Source organism: Citrobacter sp. wls716 (genome assembly GCF_005280975.1).
In the GTDB taxonomy this organism is placed as follows: Bacteria; Pseudomonadota; Gammaproteobacteria; order Enterobacterales; family Enterobacteriaceae; genus Citrobacter; species Citrobacter youngae.
Genome location: NZ_SZWX01000018.1, coordinates 17,197 through 35,329 on the forward strand (window position 1 = coordinate 17,197; position 18,133 = coordinate 35,329).

At 52.2% G+C, this 18,133-nt stretch carries 16 protein-coding genes; 7 read left to right on the top strand and 9 right to left on the bottom strand.

The genetic code is table 11. The features are described from left to right. Positions 1–215 precede the first annotated feature (215 nt). Entirely contained in the window at positions 216–731 is a 516-nt protein-coding gene (ompX, locus tag FDX24_RS02215; protein ID WP_048212190.1) for an outer membrane protein OmpX, read from the top strand. Positions 732–796: 65 nt separating this feature from the next. Here ompX and FDX24_RS02220 read toward each other — a convergent pair whose 3' ends face one another. Together FDX24_RS02220 and mntS are read right to left on the bottom strand one after the other, a co-directional pair. Beyond that, positions 797–2,383, bottom strand: coding sequence for a phosphoethanolamine transferase (locus FDX24_RS02220; protein WP_061067588.1), 1,587 nt, complete (start codon positions 2,381–2,383; stop codon positions 797–799). Between the two features lie 275 nt (positions 2,384–2,658). Continuing rightward, positions 2,659–2,787, bottom strand: a complete 129-nt coding sequence (mntS, locus tag FDX24_RS02225; RefSeq protein ID WP_061067589.1) for a manganase accumulation protein MntS — start codon at positions 2,785–2,787, stop codon at positions 2,659–2,661. A gap of 186 nt (positions 2,788–2,973) precedes the next feature. Here mntS and mntR point away from each other — a divergent pair, with 186 nt between their 5' ends. Both mntR and FDX24_RS02235 read left to right on the top strand, forming a co-directional pair. Then, entirely contained in the window at positions 2,974–3,447 is a 474-nt protein-coding gene (gene mntR / locus FDX24_RS02230) for a manganese-binding transcriptional regulator MntR (protein WP_003831586.1), read from the top strand. Continuing rightward, positions 3,444–4,553 (top strand): anion transporter, encoded by a 1,110-nt coding sequence (locus FDX24_RS02235; RefSeq protein ID WP_048212188.1) that lies wholly within the window; start codon positions 3,444–3,446, stop codon positions 4,551–4,553. The genes mntR and FDX24_RS02235 overlap by 4 nt, the downstream gene beginning before the upstream one ends. Before the next feature lie 94 nt (positions 4,554–4,647). Here FDX24_RS02235 and ldtB read toward each other — a convergent pair whose 3' ends face one another. Further along, complete coding sequence (gene ldtB, locus FDX24_RS02240; protein WP_003035268.1) at positions 4,648–5,568, bottom strand: L,D-transpeptidase; 921 nt, start codon at positions 5,566–5,568, stop codon at positions 4,648–4,650. A 233-nt stretch (positions 5,569–5,801) separates the two neighbouring features. Here ldtB and FDX24_RS02245 point away from each other — a divergent pair, with 233 nt between their 5' ends. Both FDX24_RS02245 and FDX24_RS02250 read left to right on the top strand, forming a co-directional pair. Next, complete coding sequence (locus tag FDX24_RS02245; RefSeq protein WP_008784214.1) at positions 5,802–7,394, top strand: ABC-F family ATPase; 1,593 nt, start codon at positions 5,802–5,804, stop codon at positions 7,392–7,394. A gap of 101 nt (positions 7,395–7,495) precedes the next feature. After that, the gene (locus FDX24_RS02250) at positions 7,496–8,350 is read left to right on the top strand and encodes a hypothetical protein (RefSeq protein WP_252362801.1); all 855 of its coding nucleotides are present in this window, start codon (positions 7,496–7,498) and stop codon (positions 8,348–8,350) included. Positions 8,351–8,419: 69 nt separating this feature from the next. Here the strand turns inward: FDX24_RS02250 and FDX24_RS02255 are convergent, their stop codons facing one another. From FDX24_RS02255 to FDX24_RS02270, 4 genes are all read right to left on the bottom strand, one after another. Next, the gene (locus tag FDX24_RS02255) at positions 8,420–9,682 is read right to left on the bottom strand and encodes a DUF1479 domain-containing protein (protein WP_137363761.1); all 1,263 of its coding nucleotides are present in this window, start codon (positions 9,680–9,682) and stop codon (positions 8,420–8,422) included. Positions 9,683–9,830: 148 nt separating this feature from the next. Beyond that, positions 9,831–10,646, bottom strand: coding sequence for a Cof-type HAD-IIB family hydrolase (locus FDX24_RS02260; protein WP_048212185.1), 816 nt, complete (start codon positions 10,644–10,646; stop codon positions 9,831–9,833). Between the two features lie 169 nt (positions 10,647–10,815). After that, entirely contained in the window at positions 10,816–13,248 is a 2,433-nt protein-coding gene (locus FDX24_RS02265; protein WP_137363762.1) for a glycyl radical protein, read from the bottom strand. A 5-nt stretch (positions 13,249–13,253) separates the two neighbouring features. Beyond that, positions 13,254–14,153, bottom strand: a complete 900-nt coding sequence (locus tag FDX24_RS02270; RefSeq protein ID WP_137363763.1) for a glycyl-radical enzyme activating protein — start codon at positions 14,151–14,153, stop codon at positions 13,254–13,256. A 132-nt stretch (positions 14,154–14,285) separates the two neighbouring features. Here FDX24_RS02270 and fsa point away from each other — a divergent pair, with 132 nt between their 5' ends. Then, positions 14,286–14,948, top strand: coding sequence for a fructose-6-phosphate aldolase (gene fsa / locus FDX24_RS02275; RefSeq protein WP_048212182.1), 663 nt, complete (start codon positions 14,286–14,288; stop codon positions 14,946–14,948). Positions 14,949–15,033: 85 nt separating this feature from the next. Here fsa and moeB read toward each other — a convergent pair whose 3' ends face one another. Continuing rightward, positions 15,034–15,783, bottom strand: coding sequence for a molybdopterin-synthase adenylyltransferase MoeB (gene moeB / locus FDX24_RS02280; protein WP_061067595.1), 750 nt, complete (start codon positions 15,781–15,783; stop codon positions 15,034–15,036). Beyond that, positions 15,783–17,018, bottom strand: a complete 1,236-nt coding sequence (gene moeA, locus FDX24_RS02285; RefSeq protein WP_061067596.1) for a molybdopterin molybdotransferase MoeA — start codon at positions 17,016–17,018, stop codon at positions 15,783–15,785. The genes moeB and moeA overlap by 1 nt, the downstream gene beginning before the upstream one ends. 175 nt (positions 17,019–17,193) lie before the next feature. Between moeA and FDX24_RS02290 the strand changes: the two genes are divergently transcribed. Further along, on the top strand, positions 17,194–17,982 hold the full coding sequence (locus FDX24_RS02290) for an aminoglycoside adenylyltransferase family protein (RefSeq protein ID WP_101741845.1): 789 nt from the start codon (positions 17,194–17,196) through the stop codon (positions 17,980–17,982). The last annotated feature ends 151 nt before the right edge of the window (positions 17,983–18,133 follow it).

Here is an 18,133-nt window from a genome sequence, read left to right on the forward strand (position 1 = left end):
GCGATTAGGAATCATCTGGATGAATGTGCCGTGTTGTGCGCGCAATAATGGCATAAATCATTAGAAAAGTGATGTTAATTGAAAGAGATAGCGGGTTTATGAAACGTTCTGTTACATGAAAAGCTTCGTTAGACATCGCGAATCGCAAAGAGTTTCCCATCAGTTTTTGGTATATTTAAAACTTAAGATTTACTTGAAGCACATTTGAGGTGGTTATGAAAAAAATTGCATGTCTTTCAGCACTGGCCGCTGTTCTGGCTTTCTCCGCAGGTACCGCTGTAGCTGCTACTTCTACCGTTACTGGTGGTTACGCTCAGAGCGATGCTCAGGGCGCAGCGAACAAAATGAACGGTTTCAACCTGAAGTATCGTTACGAGCAGGACAACAGCCCGCTGGGCGTGATCGGTTCCTTCACTTACACTGAAAAAGATCGTACCGACTCGTTTGGCGATTACAACAAAACCCAATACTACGGCATCACTGCAGGTCCGGCGTACCGTCTGAATGACTGGGCAAGCGTCTACGGTGTTGTAGGTGTTGGCTACGGTAAATTCCAGGATGCAGCAACGCCTGCTGACAAACACGACACCAGCGACTACGGTTTCTCTTACGGTGCCGGTGTGCAGTTCAACCCGATCGAAAACGTTGCTCTGGACTTCTCTTACGAGCAGAGCCGTATTCGTAGCGTTGACGTAGGTACCTGGATCGCGGGTGTTGGTTACCGCTTCTAATCACTTCGGTGATATAAAAAATCCGCCTCCAGGGGCGGATTTTTTTTGCCTGCAATTATGAGCTGTTAACGAGATTTGGTCTCGAAGATATCAGTGCCCAAATGGTTGTAGTCCACCTTCTGCAATTTAAAGTTGGTGATATACACTGGCCCGGCTTTTTTCTCAGAGATAAAGCGGTAGCTGTTGATAATTTCCTTCGCGCTGATCCCCGTCCACTGTGAGAAAAAACTCAGGAAATCATTGGCGGATCGACGGGCCTTAATCACCCGATGCGCTTTATCATCGCTGGACAGTACCATAAAGGGCACCTGGAAGTTCTGTTGGAACTGGTCGTCATGCGCCAGGTACTGCACCTCTTTTCCGCGCTCTTTAAAGGCGAGGCCATGATCGGAGAAATAGACCATCGAGAAGCTACTGCCGCTGTTACGCAACTGCTCGTAAAGCTGGCGCAGCAGGTCATCCGTCTGCGTCATGGTGTACAGGTAACAGGAGGTCTCCTTGGACTGGACGAAAGTCTCATATTTTCCTTGTGTACGGTCGCAGGCCTGCGGGTGAGAACCCATTAAATGCAGCACAATCAGTTGCGGCTGGGTGCGTTCGGTGGCCAGCACCTGGGCGGTCATTTTCAACAGCGCTTCGTCACGGGTGTTTTTGTCCGCTTCGAAATCACCGTTTTTCAGGAACTGAACTTCATCTGCTCGCTTCGCAATGCTGGCGATTGCCGTATCGTATTCACCGATCTGCCCCTGATTGGAAAACCACCACGTCTGGAACCCAGCGCGGTTGGCCAGCGTGACAAAGTTATCCTGGAACTGAGGCTTATTATCGACGACCCGGTTTAGCGTTAAGCCGAGCGATTTTTGCGTAGAACCACTGGCGGCAATGTAATCAGCAAAAATGTAGCCATTAACGGTGCTGGAAAACGGCGTGTTATCCCAGTGACCGCCAAACGCGCCTAACGCATCACGACGGGCGCTTTCACCGATCACCACAACATAGGTGTGATACTTCGGCTTCACGGCGGTGACTGTCCAGCTGTCTTTGACGCTCGACAGCTTCGCCATACGCTCTTGCTCATCAAGCACTTCGTTGTTATTGACGATAACGTCCTTGGCAAAGCGGAAAACCGGGTAACCGGTATCTTTTAACTTGAAAACGCCGCCCCATGCCAGGTTTTGTACCGGAGTAACAAAGAATGCAACGATGCTGAACAGCAAGCACAGGCTGTCGTACTTGTTCCAGCGACGTTTCTGCTCGTCTTTTTTACGCCGTACGGCGATAACGCCGAGCGCAAAAATAAACACGCCAACCAGGTAGTTGTACCAGGGGAAGATGGTCAGGATTTCGGTCGACTCTTCCATGTTGGTCGAGTGCAGCGCTAACAACGTATTAAAGTTTGGCGAGCCGTAAGCCTGGCCAAACGGAAAATACATTGCCGCAATCAACGAACAGACGCCAATCAGTGCTTTTTGCGCGCGCGGCGCAGTACGCCACAACAGCATCAATACACAGGTAAAGGCAACGCTATAAAGAAGGCTTAGTGGGTAGCCCAGCGCGAGGTTGATCAGCAAAGACTGTAAAAAGTAAAAGCCAGTCCACGGACTAATCGCCCGGCTGCGAGCAATGATTGAATCTTTGAGGGTTAAATTCATATGCCACTGTTGCAAAAACGCCATGTGCTACCCCTGGCGCAAAGGGTCATGCCTGCCTGAGAGAGCGAGAAGAGGGAATGGGTCCGCATCCGCGAGCCGCAATATATGCAGGGCTGCGAAAAGATAGAGTGTGTGCAAGAGAAGGTCAACTACTACAAAGAAATTGTTTTGAGAGGGCAACTGCAAAACAGACAAAAAGAAGGGTTATTCGGACGAAACCTATCACCGTAATCAGGTTACGGCAAAGAAATGAAGCGGCGTACCGCGACGCCGCATTATTTTGCTGAGGATTTATCCTGCTCTGGTTTGCCGTTAATCATGTCACACAGCATAGAGATCAGCATCAACCGTACTTTAAAGGGAGAGTGGCTAAACACGCGTATACACCTCTTAAATTCATTCATATAAACCTCCTGACTTCACGATCCCATCAGTCCTTGAGGGATGTCTTTATTATATACAGATATAGCACAGGCTATATTATATAGCTATTGCTAAAACGTTAATTTTTTGTGCCCACGCAACTCTGGTTTACAATGAGCGTTCTCTAATCAGATGCCGTTAACGCGTCACAGTAACGAGGAAGCAGAATGAGTCGTCGCGCAGGTATGCCAACAACAAAAAAAGTGACGCAATTGGTGAATGTCGAAGAACACGTTGAAGGATTTCGTCAGGTCCGGGAGGCTCATCGCCGTGAGCTGATTGATGACTACGTAGAGCTGATTTCCGATCTCATTATCGAGGTGGGTGAAGCACGCCAGGTAGATATGGCCGCGCGGCTTGGGGTTTCCCAGCCGACAGTTGCCAAAATGCTTAAGCGCCTTGCCTCCGTTGGGTTGATTGAAATGATCCCCTGGCGGGGCGTGTTTTTAACCGCAGAAGGTGAGCGATTAGCTCAGGAGAGTCGGGAGCGTCATCAGATTGTGGAGAATTTCCTGTTGATGTTAGGTATCAGCCCGGAAATTGCCCGTCGCGATGCGGAAGGAATGGAGCATCACGTCAGTAAGGAAACACTGGAGGCTTTTAGCCGGTTTACGCAACAGCAAGGAACGGGCTCTGAATGAGTTTCCCTTTATTACGAGCCTTGCAGCGCGATCGCTTTTTCCAGCTGTTAATCATTGTTGGGGTTGCACTGAGCCTTTTCACGCCATTTGCGCCCCGGCTGTGGCCGGGGGCCATTGACTGGCACACGATTATTACGCTTAGCGGCCTGATGTTACTGACCAAAGGCGTGGAGCTCAGCGGCTATTTTGATGTGTTAGGGCGCAAGATGACTCGCCGCTTCAACACAGAACGCCAACTGGCGATATTTATGGTGCTGGCGGCGGCGCTGCTGTCGACGTTTCTGACCAATGATGTGGCGCTGTTTATTGTTGTTCCGCTGACGATCACCCTGAAAAAATTGTGCGCTATTCCGGTGAATCGCCTGATTATCTTTGAGGCGCTGGCGGTTAACGCCGGATCGTTGCTCACGCCAATAGGTAACCCGCAAAACATTCTGATGTGGGGGCGTTCTGGCTTGTCATTTGCCGCGTTTACCTCGCAAATGGCGCCGCTTGCCGGGACTATGATGCTGACGCTGGTGGTGCTGTGCTGGTTCAGTTTCCCGAATAAAGCATTGCATTATCACACCGGTACGTCCGCGCCTGACTGGCAACCGCGTCTGGTGTGGAGCTGTCTGGCGTTGTATATCATCTTCCTGACGGCACTGGAGTTAAAACAAGAGCTGTGGGGCCTGGCGATCGTCGCCGCGGGGTTCATGGTACTGGCTCGCCGTGTGATCCTCAGCGTTGACTGGACGTTGCTGTTAGTGTTTATGGCGATGTTTATTGATGTGCATTTGCTCACGCAGTTGCCGGTGTTACACGGAATAACCAGTCAGATTGGCACGCTTTCAGCACCGGGGCTGTGGTTGACGGCAATCGGCTTGTCGCAGTTTATCAGTAACGTTCCCAGCACGATTTTGTTGCTCAACTATGTTCCGCCGACGCTATTGTTGGCCTGGGCAGTTAATATCGGAGGGTTTGGCCTGTTGCCGGGGTCGCTGGCGAATCTGATTGCTTTACGCATGGCAAATGACCGACGCATCTGGTGGCGTTTTCATCTGTATTCGGTGCCGATGCTGATATGGGCGGCGTTGGTGGGATATGGCTTGCTGTTGATGATGTAATTGATGTGGTGTGCCGGATGGCGGCTGGCGCCTAATCCGGCCTACAGTGCTGGTAGGCCCGATAAGCGTAGCGCCATCGGGCATGTATAGCCGATTAGTTCAGACGAACCGGCATACCAGAACGGTTCTGTACCGCCTGCTCAACGACGGCCTGATCGACGTCAGACTGACCGGTGATGCTGGTAATGCTCTTATTCAGCGTAATTGGTACGATTTCCCCGCCTTCAAACTGTGCTTCAGTCGTAGACAGCGGGTTATGTACCTCGATGTAACGGCTGCCGTCTGGTTCGGTAGTGGCTTTTACCGGCTCATCGATAAACTGGACGCGAGTACCGACCGGCACATTTTCAAACAGGAACTTGATGTCATCGTTACGCAGACGCACGCAGCCGTGGCTGACGCGTAAGCCGACGCCGAAGTTAGCATTGGTGCCGTGGATGGCGTACAGGCGACCGATATACAGCGCGTACAGACCCATCGGGTTATCCGGACCTGCCGGAACAACTGCTGGCAGCGGTTCGCCCGCAGCGCGGTATTCCGCATGCATTTTCGCGGTTGGCGTCCAGGTTGGACCCGCTTTCTTACGTTCAACTTTGGTGGTCCAGTTGATAGGGGTGTCTTTACCTAACTGGCCGATACCGATAGGCAGAACGATGACGGTGTTAGTACCTTTCGGGTAGTAGTACAGACGCATTTCGGCGCTGTTAATCACAATACCTTCATGCACGGTATCCGGCAGGATCAGCTGCTGAGGAATGTTCAGCACGGTGCCGCCTTTCGGCAGGAAGGTATCCACGCCCGGGTTAGCTTCCAGCATGTTAGACAGACCCATCTGATACTCCGCCGCAAAATATTCCAGCGGTTGGGTGTTGCCTTCAGGAATCGTGATGACCTGGTTCTGGCCAATCAAACGGCTGCCATCGGTAGGCAGCGGGTACGTGACGGCAGAAGCGGTGTTACAAAAACCAACTATTGCGAGTGCCGCCGCGAAAAGCGTTGTTAATTTCATATTCATGTTCATGTATGCGAGATTCAGTGCCAGGCAGGCTAGTGGGTTGAGATTTATGTAGTGTTGGGCAGGCATTATATGTGCATTCTGAGCAACAAGGAATTCGGATGTGTACTAAATCACATTTTTTTCCTTTTGCTTTCACTTTATCTGTGCTGCATGAACGGCGCGATCTTATTGCAGAGTTATGGCATAATAAGCGGTTTGTCACATATTTCTTTCTCTTTCAGGATACGCCAGTGTTAGTTTCCAGCAACGTCACTATGCAGTTCGGCAGTAAGCCGCTGTTTGAAAATATTTCCGTCAAATTTGGCGGCGGCAATCGTTACGGCCTGATTGGCGCGAACGGTAGCGGTAAATCCACCTTTATGAAAATTCTCGGCGGCGACCTCGAACCGACGCTGGGCAACGTTTCCCTCGATCCGAATGAGCGCATCGGTAAGCTGCGTCAGGATCAATTCGCCTTTGAAGAGTTCACTGTTCTCGACACAGTAATTATGGGGCACGCTGAACTGTGGGAAGTGAAGCAGGAGCGCGACCGTATCTACGCTCTGGCCGAGATGAGCGAAGAAGACGGCTATAAAGTGGCTGACCTTGAAGTTCAGTACGGCGAAATGGACGGTTACTCTGCGGAAGCGCGTGCGGGTGAACTGCTGCTGGGCGTCGGTATTCCGGTAGAACAGCATTACGGCCCGATGAGCGAAGTCGCGCCCGGCTGGAAACTGCGTGTGCTTCTGGCACAGGCGCTGTTCTCTAACCCGGACATTCTGCTGCTCGACGAACCAACCAACAACCTGGATATCGACACCATTCGCTGGCTGGAGCAGACGCTGAACGAGCGTGACAGCACCATGATCATCATTTCGCACGACCGTCACTTCCTGAACATGGTCTGTACACACATGGCGGATCTGGACTATGGCGAACTGCGTGTTTATCCGGGTAACTACGACGAATACATGACGGCGGCAACCCAGGCGCGTGAACGTCTGCTGGCCGATAACGCCAAGAAGAAAGCACAGATTGCCGATCTGCAATCCTTCGTCAGCCGCTTTAGCGCCAACGCATCTAAATCTCGTCAGGCGACCTCTCGTGCGCGTCAGATTGATAAGATCAAGCTCGATGAAGTGAAAGCCTCCAGCCGTCAGAACCCGTTCATCCGTTTCGAGCAGGATAAGAAACTGTTCCGTAACGCGCTGGAAGTGGAAGCGCTGGCGAAAGGTTTTGATGAAGGCCCGCTGTTTAAAAACTTCAACCTGCTGCTGGAAGTGGGGGAGAAGGTTGCCATCATTGGTGCCAACGGCGTGGGTAAATCCACCATGCTGAAAACGTTGGTTGGCGATTTGCAGCCGGACAACGGTACCGTTAAGTGGTCTGAAAACGCCCAGGTTGGTTACTACGCGCAGGATCATGAATACGAGTTTGAAAACGATCTGACCGTTTTCGAATGGATGAGCCAGTGGAAACAAGAAGGCGACGATGAGCAGGTTGTGCGCAGCTTCCTCGGTCGTCTGCTGTTCAGCCAGGACGATATCAAGAAACCTGCAAAAGTGCTCTCCGGTGGTGAAAAAGGACGCATGCTGTTCGGTAAGCTGATGATGCAGAAACCGAATATTCTGGTGATGGATGAACCAACCAACCACCTGGATATGGAATCTATCGAGTCGCTGAACATGGCGCTGGAAATGTACCAGGGCACGCTGATCTTTGTTTCTCACGACCGTGAGTTCGTCAGTTCCCTGGCAACCCGCGTGATTGAAATTACGCCGGAACGCGTGATCGACTTCACCGGCAACTACGAAGATTACCTGCGGAGTAAAGGCGTCGAATAAGTCTCTCTCCCCGCACTTTTCTGAAAAAAAGTTCTACTGATTAATCTTAGCCACAATTGTGGCTAAGATACTTTCCATAACGACCTACGCAAGGAAAGAAAATGAGTCAGATGGAACCACTCTCTTTAGCCAATCTTAAATTAAACTTACTAAATTTAAACAACAGCAACGAACATCCTTTCATTTTACGTGAAGATGGTGATGATATTGTTGCATCCTGGAATATCGAAGATGCTGAGTGGATAGATTATTTCAGTCAATACGGATTGCAAAAACAATATGAGTTAAGACTGTTTTTCAATGAAAGCAAAAAGCAAATTACTTATCGTGAAAAAACGACCGATGTGGAGTGGGATGCAGATTTGGGTGGGTTCAGATTAAGCAAATCTGTCCAGATCGGGAAACGCCTTGAGTTTTCTGCTGGGGGATCCTGGGGTAAAAAAGAAGATGGTAGCTTCGGTAAAATTGATGGCTATAAATTTGTATCAACGGAAATTACCGATCCTATTTTTGATATTGTTCGTGATGCGGGATGGCAGGTTCGTGGTCTGTTAGCAGACAAGAAGAAAAGGAAAATTGTTATTGCGGGAGCGGTGATTGCCGCACTGATTATTTTTATCGGCCTTGGCACTTTCCTTTTTTCCACGATGGGTGATTTGAAGGATGCTGCGCGAACAGAGATAGATTTGCTCCGTGATGGAAAATATATTCAGGCTTATCAGGCAAGCTCTTCTTCTTTGCAAAGAAAAATGAACAGCGAGGATTTTAAGCTTGTAACCGAGTCTGTTCATTTTGATGATATTAGTGAATACAGTTTCGATAGTTTCAATGTGGTAAATGATGTTGGTTCTTTGTCTGGAAGCGTAGAGTTTAAAAACGGAGAGTCTGGCGAGATTAACGTTACTATGCTCAAAGAACAGGATAAATGGAAACTGGCAGCAATTTCAGTAGAATAAAAAAATACCCGGTTTTTATCATATAATGAAGAAAACCGGACTATTTTAAAAGCGATGAAAGGGGAAGGATTATTCCATCCCCAGCGCACGTTTACCGTGGATATTCAAATCCTCCAGCGTGAAGCGTCCTTCCCAGTTCGTTTCATAATCCTCGCGCGGGAAATCACCCGGCGACGCGCCTTTTTCCAGCGCGGCTTTCACTTTGTGAGCGTAGGCCAGATTCTTTTCGCACATCGGTGCGGCAGGGATGTACATCACGTTGCCCCAACCCTGTTGATTTTCTACCGACGCGACGGCGTGAATGACATCACAATGCCACCACACTGAGTCTCCGGCTTCCAGCTGTGGAATGCTGGTTAGCGCTTCAATCAGCAGCGGATGCCATTGCGCGGAAATTGGCAGGACTCTGCCGGGCGCGACGCCGCACAGTTCATCTTCCGGCACATCGTCAAGCAATGGGCGTAACAGCACATACGCCATCGCTTCAGGAATAGGGACCACGTGCAACAATCCCTGACCTGGCAGCATATCGGACAGCGCAGTCCAGCCCTGGAAGGTACGGAACACTGAGCATTTGGTGGTGTTATCCACCGTGTACTCTTCTACTTCGGTGCGATGCGCAGCCTGCCACGGATCGTAATCTTCCAGCTTGCCATTGAAAACATGAGCAAATACCCGCTGATACGCAGGCAGCAGCCAGCGTTCCAGCGCGCCGGAATCCGTATGCGCGCCCAACCCTTTGGATGTGGTTCCCGGCGGACGGCGGCGTATACGGTCAGGGTAGATAACGCTGACATCCGGGTTAAACCATTGTTTACCTTCGCTTGAAAATGTCCAAAGACGATTGAGGAACGACTGTGCATTGGCCATTTCTTCACTCTGGCGGGCCTGCATCTGCGCCTGGGACCAGTAAATGGGGTAGATTTCAGGTCGCGATGCGCTCAGGGTGCCGAAGAAGTTATCGCCCGGTCCTTTGTAGACGTCATCAAAATGGTTGCGATCCAGGTAATCGAGCATCGACTGATCCCATGCCAGCGCCTGTTCGCGGGGGAAATGCCCCTTAATGACTGCGCATCCGCGACGCTTAATTTCTTCACGCTGCTCTGCACTCACGCGACCCGCTTTAATATCCGCATAGGACAACACAGGCCATACCGGGGAGCCTTGCGCTTTGAGGGCGTTGATTTCCGCCACGCGGGTGGCAATGGCATCGCTCAGTTGATTGAAGATCAACTGAGCATCCCCAAGCTGTACCCGCAGTTGCTGTTTCATCTGACGGATTGCCGCTTTGTGATCGGCGGGCAATGTGTCGCTGGTAAAAGTAAAAGCCATAACCACCTCGCATAACTTTCATTTGAAACTTATATAACTTACAAGTGCAATATAAGTTAAAAATAAGTTAATGCAAGTTTAAAAACTTGATGGTGTGCACGGAATGCAAAAACGGTGAGAACCGGAGCAGGTACTCCGGTTGGCAGGATCAGGCGTTAAAAGGCGAAGTGTTATCCAGCACCGCCTGAATTACGTTCAGCGCGCCTTGATGGTTATTATCGTCGGTCTGATAGCGGGCAATAAATTTGATGTTCTCGGCTGCATTAGCCATGGCGAAAGAGTAGTGCGCCATTTTCAACATTTCCGCGTCGTTGCCGCTGTCGCCAATGGCGACCACGTTTTGTGGTGACAGGTTCCAGCGTTTTAACAGACGGCTGATCCCGTTGGCTTTATGTAAGCCGGGAATGATCAGGTCGATAAACCCAAAGCCGCTGGTGACGGGCTTCATAATGCCGTCGAGAGCAGAATGAAGGTGATCGATAACTAATGGGATCTGTTGGTCAGGTAAATTCAGCGAGAACTTGAACAGCACATCGTCGATATCCTGGTAATCCTTTACGGGTTTCAGGCGATGGTAGTGTTTTGCCATCAATGCGACAAAGGACTCTGGGGCATTTTCGCTCACGTAGGCGCTTTGCAGTCCACAGGCCACAAAGTTGAGCTGCTTATCTTTGAGCAGTTCGCCAATGACAATGCGGGATTCGTGGCGGGTCAGCTCGCCGTGAAACAGTTGCTTACCATGTTCGAATACCAATGCTCCATTTTCGGCAACAAAGGAGATCTCATTTTTCAGCTCGGGGAAGAAGGAGATAAGCTGGTAGTACTGATTGCCGCTGGCCACGACAAATTCAATGTCTCTTTTTTTCAGTTCCTGGTACTGCGCCATAAAGCGTTCGCGATCGTATTGCTTGGCGTCGTCGAGAAACGTTCCGTCCATATCGGTGACGATAACGTTGATGGTCATATATGCTCCTGGCTTATAACTGCAACCAGAAACATTCTAATAATAATGTGACCTGTAGCACAAATTTAATTTCGAATGAAAGTAAAAGGCCGGGTGGCAGCTTCGCCTTACCCGGCTAAAGGGAGAGTATGTAGGCCCGGTAAGCACAGTGCCACCGGGCGGGAGGGGGTTACAGCATATGTTCAGTGCGCGCGATGATATCGTCCTGCGCATCCGGAGACAGCGCGGTGAAGAAGGCGGAATAACCCGCGACACGCACCACCAGGTCACGGTACTGATCCGGGTGTTTTTTGGCTTCCAGCAGCGTTTCACGAGAAACGATGTTGTACTGAATATGCCAGCCTTTGTGCTCTTCAAAGAAGGTACGCAGCAGAATCATCAGCTTCTGTTTATCAGACTCATTTTCCAGCGTAGCCGGGTTCAGCTTCTGGTTTAACAGTACGCCGCCGAGGATTGAGCCGGTAGGCAGTTTACCTACAGAGCCAATTACCGCCGTTGGACCGAGATGGTCCGTACCGGAGGCCGGGCTGGCGCCTTCTGCCAGCGGAGTATGCGCTTTACGGCCATCCGGCGTTGCCATGGTTGCCGCGCCGAATGGTACGTTTGCGGAGATAGACGAGGTGCCGGCATAGTAGTTGCCGCCAACCGGACCACGGCCGTAACGCGGGTTGTGATACTGTTTCAGCTCGTTGATATAGGTCTGATAAGCGCGAGCCAGCAGCGTATCAACGCTATCGTCATCGTTGCCGTACTTTGGCGCGCCGTTGATCAGGCGTTGACGCAACTGCTCGTGGGTCAGACCATCAAAATCATCAGCCAGCGCGGCGGCCAGTTGTTGTTGGCCGATAGTCCCCTGTTCAAAGACCAGTTTCTTCACTGCTGCCAGGCTGTTGCCGAGGTTGGCGATACCCACCTGCAGACCGGATACCCAGTCATACTTCGCGCCGCCTTGCTTAATGCTCTTCGCGCGCTCAATACAATCATCTACCAGCGCAGAGCACAGAATATCGTGTACGTTTTCTTCCAGCATGGTGTCGACGACATACTCTATTTCGATGGATTTGCGCGTGTAGTAGCGGATCTGCGTATCCCAGGCCTCCATCACTTCATCGAAATTATTAAAGTTGCCGACTGAAAGCGCTTTTTCCTGCGGCAGGAATACTTTGCCGCTGGTGGCATCGCGTCCGCCTTCCAGCGCCGCCAGCATCACGCGGGCAAAGTTAATAAAGCTCATGCCGGTGCAACGGTAGCCCCATTTCCCGCCAACAGCGGTTTCGATGCAACCAATAGCTGCGTAGTCATAGGCGTCCTGCGGTTCAATGCCCAGCTTAATGAATTCCGGAATGACGATTTCATCGTTGTTAAAGGCTGGCATCCCGAAGCCGCAGCGGATCACCTGCACGCAGGCATCCAGGAAGTCATTACTCATCCCCGCATGATAACGCACGCTGAGGTTCGGCTGGGTAGAGCGCAGTCGGCCACAGGATTCCAGAATGGCATAGGAGAGCGGGTTGACGGCATCTATCGCCTGACCGTTGACCAGGTTCTGGCCACCGATGGTCACGTTCTGATACAGCGGGCTGCCTGCTGAGGCTTTCGAGTGGGAGCCAGAGCGAATTTTGTTTACTTCCAGCAATTTCAGCCAGCAGCTGTGCAACAGCTCAATGGCGTGCTCACGATCGAGACTCTGGTTTAGTTCTACGTCACGACGGTAGAACGGATAGAGGTACTGATCCATGCGGCCAAACGATACGGAGTGACCGTTCGATTCAATTTGCAGGATCAACTGGATGAAGTAGCACAACTGCAGCGCCTGCCAGAACGTTTTTGGCGGCTCATGGGCGATGACATCGCAGTTTTCCGCCATGGTCAGCAGTTCATCACGGCGGCTGGCGCGCGTTTCTGTGGACGCCATTTTACGCGCCAGCGCGGCAAAGCGCTCAATGTGCAGGCTGACGGCCTCCAGCACGATATCAATCGCTTTCAGGAACTGATCGCCATGGAGGTCTTCCAGACAAGTCAGATTAATGCGGGAACGACGTTCATCGACTTTGTGGCGCAGGCCGTCGAGACCTTTTTCCAGCAGCAGCGGGAAGTTCACCGCCAGGTGTGCGTCGCCGGAGGTCATATTACCTTCAGCTTTGATAATGCCGGTTTCCAGCAGCCCTTTTTGTTCGTCGGTAAACATGCCGTAGCAGCGGTCCTGTACGGTCTGACCGCGCCACCATGGGCACACCTCATGCAATACGCGCTTGTTCTCTTCGCTAACCGCGAAGCCTGCACCGGGCCTGTCGGCGAGATCATCGATCTCTTTTTCAATCCAGGAGACGGTGTATTCCGGGAAGATTGGCGCGGCGCGTACTTCGCTTGCCTGGTTACCGATGATCAACTCGTCATGCTTGATCCAGATAGTGCGTTCCGCCAGGTGATGAGCCAGTGCCAGCGCACGGCGTACCGGGATGGGTTTATCCAGATGCTGTTGGTACATCTCGGTATAGTGCTGCGCGCGCTCGGTACAAACCGGCGGTTTCACGATGTGGATCAGGGCCGTTTTATGCGCTTTGATACGATCGCTGAGTGTGTCCAGTTTCAGAGTAGTCATGGCGATTATCCTCGTAGGGTCGCGGTTAAACCTTTAAGGCTGGCGTACTGCTGGGCAAATTCGAGCAGCGCAGGCGCATCAAGCGGTTTATCCGGGGCGTTGTAGGGTTGATTGAGTAAGTTGTACTTGTTGATGCCCAGCGTGTGGTAGGGCAAAAAATGGATCTCTCCGACGTGGAGTTCGTCGGCGGCAAAATCGGTAATGGCCTGAATAGCTGCTTCGTCAGCGTTGAATCCCTGAATCAGCGGGACGCGGATAATTATTTTTTTACCGGCGGCGGCCAGTTTTTTCAGGTTTTCCAGCACGCGAGAGGCGCTGCCATCGGTCCACTGTTTAAACGGCGCGTCGGCGACATGCTTTAAATCGGCCAGGAACAGATCAACGTAGGGTAATGACGGCTCAATATACTTCCAGGGAACATGCAAACAGGTTTCTACTGCCGTATGAATTCCTGCTTCGTGGCTGGCCTGGAACAATTCAGCCGCCAGCTCTGGCTGCATAAACGGTTCGCCGCCGGAAAGCGTGAGTCCCCCTCCGCTGCGGTCGTAAAACGGTTTATCCCGCAATACGGTCGCCATGATTTCGTCCACGCTTTTTACCTCTCCACAGACGGTCAGCGCCTGGGTAGGGCAGCAGTGGGTCAGCGCCGTCAGAGCATCATCGGTCAGTTTTTCGCGATGAATCAGCAACCCGCTCAGTGCCCGCTCAATCACCTCCGGTGCCGCCTGAGCACAAAGATCGCAACCATCAAGGCACAGACGTGCGTCATAGAGCAGATCCCGCGTCCGGGCGCGGCTTTCCGGATTCTGGCACCACCGACAACCCAGTGAGCATCCCTTAAGGAACACCACGGTGCGGATACCTGGACCATCATGCGTGGAATAGCGCTGGATATTGAAAATCATAAGCGGCCTCTTTTCTTTCGTATAAAGATTAAATTACTTTCGAATGAAAGTTATATTGACGTGCGTCAACTAACCGCGAGGTTTCGCCGTGCTACCTTTTATTCATGCTAATTATTCGTTTGAGGAAAGGTGATGGAACTCTATTTAGATACGTCTGATGTTGCCGCGGTAAAAGCGCTGGCGCGTGTTTTTCCGTTGGCAGGGGTGACCACTAACCCAAGCATTGTGGCGGCAGGTAAGCAGACGCTGGACGTGTTACTGCCGCAATTGCAGGACGCGATGGGTGGGCAAGGCCGCCTGTTTGCACAGGTAATGGCGACCACCGCCGAAGGGATGGTCAGCGATGCGCGTAAACTGCGGGCAATCATCGCGGATATCGTCGTGAAAGTGCCGGTCACGGCAGAGGGTCTGGCAGCAATTAAATTGCTGAAAGAAGAGGGCATCCCGACGCTGGGGACCGCGGTTTACGGTGCTGCTCAGGGGCTTTTAGCTGCGCTGGCTGGCGCCGAATATGTTGCGCCATACGTTAACCGCGTGGACGCTCAGGGGGGCGACGGCATTCAGACGGTGACCGATCTGCAGGCCTTATTGAAAATGCATGCCCCGCACGCCAAAGTGCTGGCAGCCAGTTTCAAAACGCCGCGTCAGGCGCTGGATTGCCTGCTGGTCGGCTGTGAGTCCATCACGCTGCCGCTGGATGTCGCTCAGCAGATGATTAGCTCTCCAGCCGTTGATGCTGCCGTGGCGAAGTTTGAGCACGACTGGCAGAGCGCATTTGGTCGCACGTCGATCTGATGCTGTTGCCGGGTGGCGCTAACGCTTACCCGGCCTACGTTCGAGCCGTTGTAGGTCGGGTAAGCGTTAGCGCCACCCGACTTTTTTACCGACTACAAACCTCGCACCCCGGATTACGCATCAGCTTCATTTCGCGAAACTGGCAGGTCATGGCGTCGTACATGACGATTTTTCCAGACGCCGGTTTACCGTAGCTTGCCAGCAGCTTAATGGCTTCCATCGCCTGTAACGATCCGATCACGCCGATTAGCGGGGCCATCACGCCTGCCTCGACGCAGGTCAGGGCGTTTTCACCGAACAGACGGCTCAGGCAACGGTAGCAGGGCTCGCCTTCCTGATACGTAAAGACGGTAATTTGCCCTTCCATGCGAATTGCCGCACCGGAAACCAGCGGAACCCCGGCGGCAAAGCATCCTGCATTCAGCTGATTGCGGATGCTGACGTTATCCGTACAGTCCAGCACCAAATCGTGTTCGGCGATAAGCGAGTGAATCTCGCTCTCGTCCAGCAGCGCATTCACTGGCGTAATGGCAATGTAGGGATTAATCCGCGCCAGGGCGTCGCGGGCGGAGAGCACTTTCGGCTGTCCAACGGTCGCATCGCTGTGCAGCGTCTGGCGCTGGAGGTTCGACACGGAGACCGTGTCAAAGTCGAGCAGGGTTAAATGTCCGATGCCCGCGCCCGCCAGATACTGAGTTGCCGCGCATCCCAGCCCTCCCAGACCAACGACCAGTACCCGCGCCTCCTTGAGCGCTTCCTGACCTTCGAAATCGAAGCCGCGCAGAATGATTTGCCGGTTATAGCGCATCATCTCCTGGTCGCTGAGTTCTGCCATTACAGGCCTCCAAACAGTGCGTTAAACGGCTCGACCTCAACCCATTCTCCGGCTTCGACGTTACCACGGTCGCGTTCCAGCACGATAAAACAGTTGCCCAGGCTAAAGGAGCTAAAAATATGCGAGCCCTGATGTCCGGTAGTGGTGACTTCCAGTTCGCCTTCTGCGGTACGCTGTAATACACCGCGCTGAAAATCCAGACGGCCAGGCGTTTTCTTCAGACGTGATGCGCTGCGCACGCGCTGGCGTGGCGGCAGTCCGCAGGCGGTGTTACCGCTGAGTTTCGCCAGTAGTGGTTGGACCAGTTGATAAAAGGTGAGGGCCGCTGACACCGGGTTACCCGGCAGGCCGCAAAACCAGCTGTTGCTCAGTTTGCCAAAGGCGAACGGTTTACCGGGTTTGATGGCCAATTTCCAGAAGGCAATTTCTCCCAGTTCTTCCAGAATGGTTTTGGTGTAATCCGCTTCGCCAACAGAAACACCACCGGAACTGATAACGACATCGGCCTGGCTGTCGGCTTCGATAAACGCGGCGCGCAGCGCGTTGGGATCGTCACGAATAATCCCTAAGTTGATCACCTCGCAGCCCAACTGCTGCAGCATCAGATGTACGGTCAGACGGTTAGTATCATAAATCTGTCCGTCGCCCAGCGGCTGACCCGGCAGTTGCAGTTCATCACCGGTGGAGAACAACGCCACGCGGACTTTGCGCACGACGGGGACATCGGCAATACCGAGCGAAGCCAGCACGGGAAGCTCGGCGGTGGTCAGGCGAGTCCCGGCGGGAAATACCACCGCGCCGTTGGCAATATCTTCACCGCGCAGACGAATATTTTGTCCGCTGCGGACGTCGGCGGTAAAACGCACACCGTCGTCAGTTTGTTCCGTTTGCTCCTGCATCACTACCGCTTCGCAACCGACAGGAACCGGGGCACCGGTCATAATACGGATGCAGGTTCCCGCAGGCCACTCGCCATGGAAAGGCTGACCGGCAAAGGCTTTACCTGCAACGGAGAGCGGCTGGCCGGATTGCAGATCGGCCAAACGCACCGCATAACCATCCATTGCAGAGTTATCGAATCCAGGGACATCAATCGGGGAGACGATGTCGGTCGCCAGAATACGACCAAAGCATTGAACCAGGGGCAGCGTTTCGACGGCGGTGAGTGGGGTAATACGCGAAAGCATCTGAGAGAGAGCCGTTTCAAGCGGCATCAGTCCGGCGGTAAATTCCATGTGAAGACTCCTGCGGGGCAAAATCGAATCCGGTTATTATGTCAGAAAATGGACGCGGACAGTATGCCACCTCAGGCTTAGGATCGGATCTGATAACGGTTTTCTGCCAGAGGATAGCGCGACAGGAAAAATGCCGTATAAACTCAATGTTTCTGCTTTTTCCCCTGGGGGCTAAATGACTCATAATATCCCGGACGCCATTCGACGCCAGGTGGATGCCGCCAGTGCGCTCATCCGCCAGATTTTTGAGGGGAATCTCGTTGCCATTCATTTGTATGGATCTGCTGTTGAAGGGGGATTAAAACCCCAAAGCGACATCGATTTACTGGTTACCATCAGGCAACCGCTGGATATGCAGCAAAGAAAAAAATTGATGCAGGATTTGCTGGCTATTTCTGCGCCTCCCGGCGTCTGCGTGCGGTATCGTGCGCTGGAAGTGACCGTTGTACTGTTCTCGCAGATTGTACCGTGGCGATTTCCACCGGCGAGAGAGATGCAGTTTGGTGAATGGTTGCGTGAAGATATCTGCGCTGGTGTGTATGAACCGGCGCAGGTGGATCCCGACCTTTCCATTCTGCTGACCCAGGCCCGGCGTGCCAGCGTACCGTTGTTCGGTGAACCCGCTGAGAGATTATTCAACGTCATCCCTTTTAGCGATATCGTACAAACATTTCGACATATCCTTGATATGTGGCAGAAACCGGCCGATTTAGAAGGGGACGAGCGGAATATTATCCTTGCTCTGGCACGCATCTGGTATAGCGTGGTTACGGGCAATATTGTCGCTAAAGATGAGGCTGCGTCCTGGCTGATACCGCAATTGCCCACTGAACATGCCGCCACGTTGCAGGCTGCGCGTGCGGAATATCTGGGGTTAACCAAAGAGAACTGGGCCGCATGTATGCCGTCTGTTGAACGCTTTGTGTTTTATGCAAAAAAACAGATTACCGATCGGTTGAATTAATTTATTCAATAACGTCGAGGAATCTCCTGTTTGTTGAACACTGCTGCATGACCTGATGCGAAGAAGTGTGAGGGGCGGGCCTTTACCTTTACATGACGTCTGCATCTTTCTATATTCAAAAATCGAATCAATAACTCACAGAAATTCTGAT